The organism is Lentzea miocenica (assembly GCF_033949945.1).
Lineage (GTDB): Bacteria > Actinomycetota > Actinomycetes > Mycobacteriales > Pseudonocardiaceae > Lentzea > Lentzea miocenica.
Genome location: NZ_JAXAVW010000083.1, coordinates 1 through 2,293, shown reverse-complemented (window position 1 = coordinate 2,293; position 2,293 = coordinate 1). Strand labels below are relative to the sequence as shown.

The window sequence follows — 2,293 nt, the reverse complement described above, 5'->3', positions numbered from 1 at the left end:
GATGTAGAACGTGCAGTCGAGGTCGTTGCGGAGCAACTCCTGCATCTCGCGCAACGCGCGCAGCCGCTCGTCGAGTTCGGCCGCCGCCACGGTGGCCGAAGCAGCGAGCAGCGCCCGCGCGTAGTCACTCGTCCGCAGTAGGTCCGGGACCGCGTGCGGATGCCAGCTCATGAGGGTTCTGGCTGCCGCGAGATTGGACCTGGCCGTGCCTGATCTGATCGGCGCGTACTTGCCGTGAGACTGCCACCAGCCGTCCAGCTCCATAGCAGGGAAGAGGTTGAGCAGATTCTCGCGTTCCGGCTCGGGGACTCGACATGCCCCGAGCGCCAGCACGAGTTCCAGAACGGTGATGCCTCCCTTGCCGTTCACCATGTCCGAGACCTTGGCTTCCTGCCAGCCCAGCACGTCTGCGAGCTGTCGGGAGGTCATGCCCGCTCGCGCGATGGCCGCTCGCATTCGCTCGCCGAACTCACGGCCGCGCGCGGTGGAGTACCTCTTGGGCATGTCCGAGTTCCTTGGTCTGGTGCGTCTCGCTGTTGCTGTGGCCTGGTTGGCACATGGTCGAGTGCGTTCTCGTTGCGCTGGTTCTCGCGGCGCAGTGACAGCAGCTCGGAGCGCTCTTCGTTGGTAAGCGACAACCACTTCTCGCCGATCGCTTCGGCCGTGAGGTCGGTCATCAGAACGCCTGCCTAGTGGCTATGTCTCTGGTAGCGGCGGTGCGCAGCTGCTCGTTGCCACCAGTCGAAGTGGTCGCCGACGACCCAGGTCCACGTCGACGCCGCTACAAGGCCGAGGGCGATCGTGATGGCGGTCATCGCGGCTCCCATCCCGGCAGGCGTGTGCTTGAGGTGTCCGGTGACGTGCTTGAGGCGGACGCGGAGTCCACACGTCACCGGACGGTCTGACGGGCGTTGAGCGGGCGTGTCAGACTGAAATCAAGATTTCATCAGCGCAGGATCAGCGGTACGGCCTGCAGGTGACCTGAAGCGACCTGCTGCGACCTGGCGAGCTAGGAGGAGCCATGCGGACGTTTCGCACGGTGCTTGAGCAGCGGATATGGGAACGTCGGCTGACTCTGGAGGAGTTCGTCCAGGAAGCTGAGCTGTACGCGCGTGAGAATCGGGAGCCAGGGACGCTCGGGCTTAGGCATCTTCAGAGGCTGGTCGCTGGTCGTCGGTCTGCTGGCGAGCCCCTTGGCCAGATGAAGGCGAGCACAGCCCGGTTGTTGGAGAGCATGCTCGACACGCCGGTCGAGGAGTTGTTGTCTTCGCCGATGGAGCGCGGTTCTGCGGCAACTCCTGCTGGCGTGGCTGTTCATCCGGGCTTGGCGGGTGCTTTCGAGTGGTTGGATGGTGCGGCCAGCTGGGAGTCGGGGTCTGCGGCGGCGAAAGTTGGTGCCGTACTGAAGCTCGCCGACATCGGGGTGCTCCAGGGGCGGCGTGCGCGGCGGAGCGCAGTTGGCCGGCGCCGGGTCGTGGACGCGGTGAGGCGGTACTACGGAACTCCCGACACGTTCGCCGCCCGTGGTCCGGGCTTGGACGTTCGGACCAGCGTGGTCACGCGGTCTGAGTGGAATGACCTTCGGCTACCGCTCGAACCGGACCGCGAGCGGCTGACCCTCTCGCAGCGAGTACGGGTGACAGCCGCGCTCGACGAGGATTGCGCGGAGGCGGCTGTCCAGCGGCTTGTGATGGCCGCGGCTCTTGGCGTGCGGTTCGCGAACCTGCCGCTGTACCGGCTGGTGGAGATCGACGTCAGCGCAGGGGGCATCGGCGGGACTGTCGATGTTGGGAACTTTGTCGAATACGCGCTGACGATGGACCTGCTCGAAGCGGAGCTGGCTGATGCGCTGGTGAGCGGTTCAGGTGCGCTACATCCGTTGCGAGACAAGTACCTGCCGGATGTGGAGGTTGTGCTCGATACAGGGAGGCGGGTCTGCGCCGGCGGAGTTCTGTCGCTCGTGGCGATCGCACGGCCAGCCGACCCGTTCCGCGGTGCGGCGGACTACGCGCTTATTGTGCAGACGCGGTCGGACCAGGTCGTGAACGCCGCTGGGAAGTTGGCGGTCATCCCGAAGGGCTTCCACCAGCCGCTTACGGATCCACGTGCTGACGTCCGCATCGTTGCCACGCTTCGGCGAGAGCTGGAGGAGGAGTTGTTCGGACGACGCGATGTGGACGCGACCGCAGGTGGTGCGCGAGCGGCGGCGCCGATGCATCCTGGGCGCTGGTCTGCGCCGATGAGGTGGCTGGAGGACGAGGCCGGCCGGATGCGGATGGAGTGCACCGGGTTT

At 66.0% G+C, this 2,293-nt stretch carries 2 protein-coding genes and 1 pseudogene; 1 reads left to right on the top strand and 2 read right to left on the bottom strand.

What is annotated here, in order from left to right:
• Positions 1 to 504 (bottom strand): Scr1 family TA system antitoxin-like transcriptional regulator (locus tag SK803_RS46270; RefSeq protein ID WP_319972630.1); only part of this gene is annotated, 504 nt, incomplete at its 3' end.
• A gap of 185 nt (positions 505 to 689) precedes the next feature.
• On the bottom strand, positions 690 to 815 hold the full coding sequence (locus tag SK803_RS46265; RefSeq protein ID WP_319972629.1) for a hypothetical protein: 126 nt from the start codon (positions 813 to 815) through the stop codon (positions 690 to 692).
• Positions 816 to 1,021: 206 nt separating this feature from the next.
• Between SK803_RS46265 and SK803_RS46260 the strand changes: the two are divergent.
• Positions 1,022 to 2,293 (top strand): annotated as a pseudogene (locus SK803_RS46260) (hypothetical protein); the annotation flags it as partial.